Source organism: Peribacillus tepidiphilus (genome assembly GCF_009466385.1).
Lineage (GTDB): Bacteria > Bacillota > Bacilli > Bacillales > DSM-1321 > Bacillus_BN > Bacillus_BN tepidiphilus.
Genome location: NZ_WIAQ01000008.1, coordinates 75825 through 82809, shown reverse-complemented (window position 1 = coordinate 82809; position 6985 = coordinate 75825). Strand labels below are relative to the sequence as shown.

Here is a 6985-nt window from a genome sequence, read left to right as displayed (position 1 = left end):
AAACCATTGTCCAAATGAAGTTTTTCGTGTAATCTTGTCCATAGTGTGTGTCCTTTATTAATGGATTTGGACGGGTTACCACCTGACTTATCCATTATAAAGGACTTTTTCTTTGCACAAAATAAAATAAGTGAAGATTGCGAGTCTTTTTAATATTAAAATTAAATTAATGCAACACTAGTGGTATTGAATAAATAATAAAAATTAATTTTAAAAAATTATGTTCACATAATTGTCAAAAATTAAAATTTCATGTACAATGAGAGTAACAAAGGGACGAACGATTAGGAAGTGATTGGGGATTACTTCCTATCTAATTGGGGGAAAAGGAATGAGTATAATGGGAGTTTTTTTAAAAGCGGTTTCAAATCCTGAGTTTCCTCTATTTATTGGGGGATATTTACTAATAGGGATCTTGATTGGTCTAGGGGTATTTTCATTAATAAAAAATAAAAGTGCTTTCAAACATGCAAGGCTACTTTCGTTAGCAGCTTTTCTTTTTTCATTTGGCATTATGTCTCTTTGTTATGTTTTCACAAATATTTAATAGAAAGGGGACGGTCGTTAGAATCGTCCCCTTTCTTCTTCATAATAAATGAACTAGTTCAATTCATGAAAATCTTCTACACGAACGGTAAACCCTTTTAAAGTTAAAAAACTACACGTTTTGATTACCTTATAAAACGATTTGGTATATGATGGATATATAAGGGGGGATAGGTATGGAGAAAACGGTAGAGGGATTATTTACGGAAGAAATCCTGTGTTTAGCAGCGGAAAAATTTAATGTTGAACCTTCTACTCTAGAAAAAATAGGGGACTTTGAAAATTATATTTTTAAAGGGAAAAGAGAAGATCAAGAAGTAATCATCCGTTTAACCCATAGCAGTCACCGGTTGTTTGAAGACATTGAAGCGGAAATAGATTGGGTATCATTTTTGAAAAATAATGGGTTAAATGTGTATGAGCAGTTCCGATCACAAAATAATGACTATATTGAAGCTTTTACAGCAAAAGACGGTTCCGATTTTTATGCTTGCTGTTATGAAAAAATGCCAGGTGTACGTTTAGGTTGGAAGGATATTAAAAACAATCACGACTTGGTAACGGCATGGGGAAGAACGGTTGGCCGGCTACATAAGGTGACAAAAAATTATGAAGTTCCGGTAGGGAAATCGAAAAGACCAAATTGGGATGAAGAAGAGCTTTTGGAGATTGAAAAATTTAAACCAGATATTCCTAAGGATATAGTCACATATAGGAATGAAGTGGTACATGCAATAAGGAAAATGCCTATGACAAAGGACCAATTCGGCCTCATTCATTCAGATTTACATTTTGGTAATTTTCATTATTACGAGGGCCAGCTTTATTTATTTGATTTCGATGATTGCACTTATCATTGGTTTGCAAATGATATTGCGATGCCGGTGTATTATACAATTTTAGCAGGTGAACTAGCCGGTGAATTTGAAAATACTCACCAGAAAGAAAAATTTGCAGCCAAATTTTTAGCTGATTTTTTCAAAGGATATGACCAAGAAAATAGTAGAGAGTCTATTCAAGAAAAGGATATTGAATGGTTTTTAAGATTAAGGGATATCGTTTTGCTTTCAGTTTTATACAAAAAGTTCGACCTTACCAATCTACCTTCTCAAGAAAAGAAGTTTTTGGATTCTGTTTATCATCGGTTAATAAACAAGGAACTAATTGTCAAATTGACATAAAAATATGTTCAAAGATTGGTCTTCATCTTATGATCACAACAAAAAAGCTTTTCCGTTGTCTAGCAAACAACGGAAAAGCCATTTCATGCTGGTATTTGAGTTTTTGGTAATAATCTTGCGGATGCAAGTCGATTTCTTACAAGAATTCCAATCCAAGATGCAAGAGCTGCTTTTAGGATTCCTCCAATGATAAATGGAGTTGTTCCAACAGCAATCGCCTTCGTCCAAGTCAAATCTGCAGCTACCTTCAACCATGCAGTTCCCAGCGCTAAGGTAAGGATCATTCCGATTAAGTTAGCGATCATGGCATGTACAAAAGTAAATTTCGTTTTCTCCAAATAATAGCCGATAATAAATGCAGTAGGAATGAATCCAACTAAGTATCCTCCAGTTGGGCCAACAAGCTTTGCGATTCCTCCGGTCATTTCGGCGAAAACTGGAATGCCAGTTGCCCCAATGAATATGTATAGCAAAACCGATAATGTCCCATAACGGGATCCTAAAATAGTTGCTGCCAACCCAATGGCTAATGTTTGTCCTGTAATCGGTACAAGAGGAAGTGGAATTGTAAATTGAGCAAAAATTCCAATGATCGCAGCGAAAAGAGCAGATAAAATTAACGTTCTAAACTTCTCACGTTCACTATTCATACTAGTTTTGGTACCCCCCTTTGTTTTTAGTTAACCAATAATAATTTTGGTTAACATATTTGCATTTTATCTGAATACTATTCAAATTGTCAAACTTTTTTTAGGATTTTACATCATTTGTTATAGAAACCTAGATTTATAAAAAGTAGAGGACAGTAATATGGTTATTCAAAAAACGATTTTTTTCTATTTCAACAAAGATTTTTATTTATGGAATTATTTTAGGTAGATTTATAAAAGATTTGAGGTTAGATAGATGGGTAGATACAAAGGCTATATAATGGTAGTCATTGCTGCATGCCTATGGGGCGTTTCTGGGACGGTAGCCCAACGCCTTTTTGAGGAAGATGGCATTTCGATGCGATGGCTAGTAACAATTAGACTGATTATTTCAGGGATCTTATTTATACTCTACGGGCTTTTCAATAAAAATCTCCGTCAAGAAGTATTTGAAATCTGGAAACACCGTTCTTTTATAGGTCAATTCTTTATTTTTGGAATCGTGGGTATGCTTGGAGTACAATACACCTATTTCGCTGCAATAGATGAAGGGAATGCTGCTGTTGCGACCCTTTTACAATATATTGCTCCGGTCTTTATTATGTTTTACTATATTTTGAAAACAAAAGGAATGCCGACTATTTACGAATACCTGTCAGTCACGATGGCATTAAGTGGTACTTATTTGTTGCTCACAAACGGTTCATTTGATTCACTCGCCATACCTTTGATGGGGTTTACCTGGGGAGTTCTGTCTGCCTTGGCCCTTGCTTTTTATACCATTTATTCAGATCATTTGATACGTCAGTTTCATTCCGTACTGGTTGTTGGATGGGGGATGCTGATTGGAGGTATAAGCATTAGCTTTATTCAATCACCATTTGCTGTCAATTTTTCAGGATGGACGACTCTCACATGGGTGTTTGTGGTGTTTGTCATCTTATTTGGAACGCTCATACCGTTTTTCTTATTCATTGACAGCTTACGATATATTTCAGCAAAGGAATCGAGCCTGCTGTCATGCTCTGAACCATTAGCATCCGTACTCACTTCCGTCCTATGGTTACATGTTCCGTTCGGTTTTATACAAGGTCTAGGAACGATATTAATCATTGGCATGGTTATATTGCTAACAGTTTCTCCTAAAAAAATAGAAGAAAACCTGGAGAAATCGGTCCATGGAGAAACGGGCTAAAGCATAATCGGTTTAAAAATTGTAAAAATACGATCCTTTTTAAAATTGACATAGATTGTTCAATATTTCACAATCTATTTTTGTATTTTGGGAGTATAATAAACTCAGAACCAAAAAGGAGTGATCATCATGATGCTATGTGAATGGAAACCATTTTCAACCGACATGAAAACTTATTCGCAAGAGGAATTCGAGGAAATGGTGGGTGACGAATTTGAAGCAATGATGTTTGTAGGGGATGATGAAATTCCTTCCTATATCTGGACTGTTAATTATGTTTGTATCATCAAAAAAAATGCCAGAATCATTAACGACATCAGTATCACAAAAATTCCAAGAAATCCTGTATGCGAATAAAATTGTTTTTTGCCATTATATGCTCAGTACTTCACAAAATAATTCTAGTAAATGATAAGAATAAGACTTTTTTCTAGGTATGATTGCTCAATACTTCACAAATTAATCATAGTAAATAAAAATCATTATATTTTATTTAGTTATAATTGCTCAATGTTTCACAAACTATTGACTGTGTAGATGTTGAGTATATTTATTGATTAAATATGCTCAACATTTCACATAAAATATTTTTATAGAAATGATAGGAGGACATTATGAAACAAGTTGCTAACCAAGAAGTCCAAACTGAAACAAACAATGTTGAAAAAATGATTGATCACCTTGTCCAAAAGGGACAAAAAGCACTGGAAGAGTTTATGAAGCTAAATCAAGAGCAAGTGGATAACATTGTAAAAGAAATGGCGTTGGCTGGACTAGATCAGCATATGAAACTCGCAAAAATGGCAGTAGAAGAAACAGGTCGGGGAGTTTACGAAGACAAAATCATCAAAAATATTTTCTCGACGGAATACATTTATCACAACATCAAATACGACAAAACGGTTGGAATAATAAAAGAGCACCCTCATGAAGGATTATACGAAATTGCTGAACCTGTCGGTGTTGTAGCCGGGGTTACACCTGTGACAAATCCGACTTCAACAACCATGTTTAAAGCATTGATTTCTATTAAGACTCGAAATCCAATCATTTTTGCTTTTCACCCTTCTGCCCAAAAATGCAGTAGTGAAGCGGCAAGAATTTTACGGGATGCAGCTGTAAAAGCAGGGGCTCCAGAAGATTGCATCCAATGGATTGAAACTCCTTCCATTGAGGCGACAAAACTTTTGATGAACCATAAGGATGTAGCTTTGGTTTTAGCAACTGGTGGTGCAGGCATGGTCAAATCCGCATATAGTACTGGAAAGCCTGCATTAGGTGTTGGACCAGGTAATGTTCCTTGCTATATCGAAAAGACAGCAAATATTAAACGATCTGTAAACGACTTAATTTTATCCAAAACTTTTGATAATGGCATGATCTGTGCGTCAGAACAAGCAGTCATTATCGACAAGGAGATCTATCAATCTGTTAAAGATGAAATGATTGCAAATGGATGTTATTTCTTAAATCCTGAGGAGAAGAAAAAGGTTGAAAGCCTAGTAATCGATGAAAATAAATGTGCCGTTAATGCTAATATTGTCGGAAAGCCAGCCTTTGAAATCGCAAAAATGGCAGGCGTAGACGTACCGGCTGATACAAAAATACTGGTGGCGGAAACAAAAAGTGTAGGCCCAGAAGAGCCACTTTCAAGAGAGAAACTAAGCCCAGTGCTCGCTTGCTACAAAGCCAAAAATACTGAAGAAGGCTTGCGAATTGCTGAAGAGATGCTGACATTTGGAGGTCTCGGACACTCCGCTGTCATTCATTCTGAAGATCAAGAAATTATTGAACAATTCGGATTACGAATGAAGGCATGCCGAATCATCGTGAATGCACCGTCATCTCAAGGAGCGATTGGAGATATCTATAACGCCTATGTGCCATCGCTCACGCTCGGTTGTGGTTCATACGGTCATAACTCTGTAAGTACGAACGTTACAGCTGTTCATTTATTAAATATTAAAAAAATGGCAAAGAGAAGTGTTAACATGCAATGGTTTAAGGTTCCGCCAAAAATTTATTTTGAAAAAAATTCTATTCAGTACTTATCAAAAATGCCAAACATATCGAAAGCATTTATTGTTACAGATCAGGGTATGGTGAAGCTTGGATATGTTGACCGTATTCTATATTATTTAAGAAAGCGTCCAGATTACGTGCATTGTGAAATCTTCTCAGATGTTGAGCCGGATCCATCTATTGAGACAGTCATGAAAGGTGCCGAGATGATGAGAGACTTCCAGCCGGATGTAATCATCACACTTGGCGGTGGTTCCGCAATGGATGCAGCAAAAGGCATGTGGCTGTTCTATGAGCATCCAGAAGTCTCATTCCATGGCCTGAAGCAAAAGTTTTTAGACATTAGAAAGCGCGTGTTCAAATACCCTAAGCTGGGATCAAAAGCACAATTTGTTGCCATTCCAACAACATCCGGAACAGGTTCTGAAGTAACAAGCTTCTCTGTCATTACAGATAAGACAAATAATGTAAAATACCCATTAGCTGATTATGAATTAACTCCAGATGTAGCGATCATCGATCCGCAATTTGTTATGACGGTGCCACCTGCTGTAACAGCAGATACAGGTATGGACGTATTGACACATGCAATTGAAGCATATGTTTCGAATATGGCTAACGATTATACAGATGGTCTAGCGATGAAAGCAATCCAACTGGTTTTTGAATACTTGCCAAGAGCCTATAGAAATGGTGATAAAGATGAATTGGCTCGAGAAAAAATGCATAACGCTTCAACAATTGCAGGAATGGCGTTTGCAAATGCATTCCTGGGTATTAATCACAGCTTAGCGCATAAGATTGGTGCTGAGTTCCATATCCCTCATGGAAGAGCGAATACGATCCTCATGCCGCATGTAATTCGATACAATGCGCAAAAACCTAAGAAGTTTACAGCCTTCCCTAAATATGAGCATTTTGTTGCAGACAAGCGTTATGCAGAAATTGCAAGAATGCTAGGACTTCCGGCTCGCACTGTAGAAGAAGGAGTCGAAAGCCTCGTACAAGCGATCATTAAGCTTGCGAAGGAATTGAACATGCCAATGAGCATTGCAGCTACAGGTGTAAGCCAAGAAGAATTCGAAAGCAAAGTAGATATGCTTGCAGATCGTGCGTTTGAAGATCAATGTACAACTGCAAATCCGAAGCTTCCTCTTGTTTCAGAGTTAGCTGAAATTTATCGACAAGCGTATAAAGGGGTTTAACCCTTTTATATATAATTTAATATCATCTCCTATTTTTTGGCCGGTACAACTAATGGTGCCGGTCCTTTTTTTGCATTTGTGTACTCGTTGCTTTTAGTACAGATGATCGAAACACAAAAGTGCTGAACGATTTTTGCACAAAAAGTGTAAAATTACACCATTTGCTGGATTAAGAATAAAAGTGGC

The 6985-nt window shown here is 36.6% G+C and carries 6 protein-coding genes; 5 read left to right on the top strand and 1 reads right to left on the bottom strand.

Annotation, left to right across the window (positions count from 1 at the left end):
• Window positions 1–340: 340 nt before the first annotated feature.
• Both GD441_RS07165 and GD441_RS07160 read left to right on the top strand, forming a co-directional pair.
• A complete protein-coding gene (locus GD441_RS07165) occupies window positions 341–547 on the top strand; it encodes a hypothetical protein (protein ID WP_153125177.1) in 207 nt (68 codons plus the stop codon).
• 175 nt (window positions 548–722) lie between these two features.
• Window positions 723–1727, top strand: coding sequence for a phosphotransferase enzyme family protein (locus GD441_RS07160; protein WP_153125175.1), 1005 nt, complete (start codon window positions 723–725; stop codon window positions 1725–1727).
• Window positions 1728–1810: 83 nt separating this feature from the next.
• Here GD441_RS07160 and GD441_RS07155 read toward each other — a convergent pair whose 3' ends face one another.
• Window positions 1811–2377 (bottom strand): biotin transporter BioY, encoded by a 567-nt coding sequence (locus tag GD441_RS07155; protein WP_153125173.1) that lies wholly within the window; start codon window positions 2375–2377, stop codon window positions 1811–1813.
• A gap of 256 nt (window positions 2378–2633) precedes the next feature.
• On the opposite strand from GD441_RS07155, the gene GD441_RS07150 reads away from it, so the two are divergent.
• The 3 genes from GD441_RS07150 (at window position 2634) to adhE (ending at window position 6799) form a co-directional block, all read left to right on the top strand.
• Window positions 2634–3572, top strand: a complete 939-nt coding sequence (locus GD441_RS07150) for a DMT family transporter (protein WP_153125171.1) — start codon at window positions 2634–2636, stop codon at window positions 3570–3572.
• A gap of 129 nt (window positions 3573–3701) precedes the next feature.
• Entirely contained in the window at window positions 3702–3929 is a 228-nt protein-coding gene (locus GD441_RS07145; RefSeq protein ID WP_153125169.1) for a hypothetical protein, read from the top strand.
• Window positions 3930–4186: 257 nt separating this feature from the next.
• Window positions 4187–6799, top strand: a complete 2613-nt coding sequence (gene adhE / locus GD441_RS07140) for a bifunctional acetaldehyde-CoA/alcohol dehydrogenase (RefSeq protein WP_153125167.1) — start codon at window positions 4187–4189, stop codon at window positions 6797–6799.
• Window positions 6800–6985 lie beyond the last annotated feature (186 nt).

Excerpts from the sequence above, each read along its gene's own strand:
- GD441_RS07165 (WP_153125177.1), top strand. The coding sequence starts at position 341 with ATGGGAGTTTTTTTAAAAGCGGTTTCAAATCCTGAGTTTCCTCTATTT.
- GD441_RS07160 (WP_153125175.1), top strand. The coding sequence starts at position 723 with ATGGAGAAAACGGTAGAGGGATTATTTACGGAAGAAATCCTGTGTTTA.
- GD441_RS07155 (WP_153125173.1), bottom strand. The coding sequence starts at position 2,377 with ATGAATAGTGAACGTGAGAAGTTTAGAACGTTAATTTTATCTGCTCTT.
- GD441_RS07150 (WP_153125171.1), top strand. The coding sequence starts at position 2,634 with ATGGGTAGATACAAAGGCTATATAATGGTAGTCATTGCTGCATGCCTA.
- GD441_RS07145 (WP_153125169.1), top strand. The coding sequence starts at position 3,702 with ATGATGCTATGTGAATGGAAACCATTTTCAACCGACATGAAAACTTAT.
- adhE (WP_153125167.1), top strand. The coding sequence starts at position 4,187 with ATGAAACAAGTTGCTAACCAAGAAGTCCAAACTGAAACAAACAATGTT.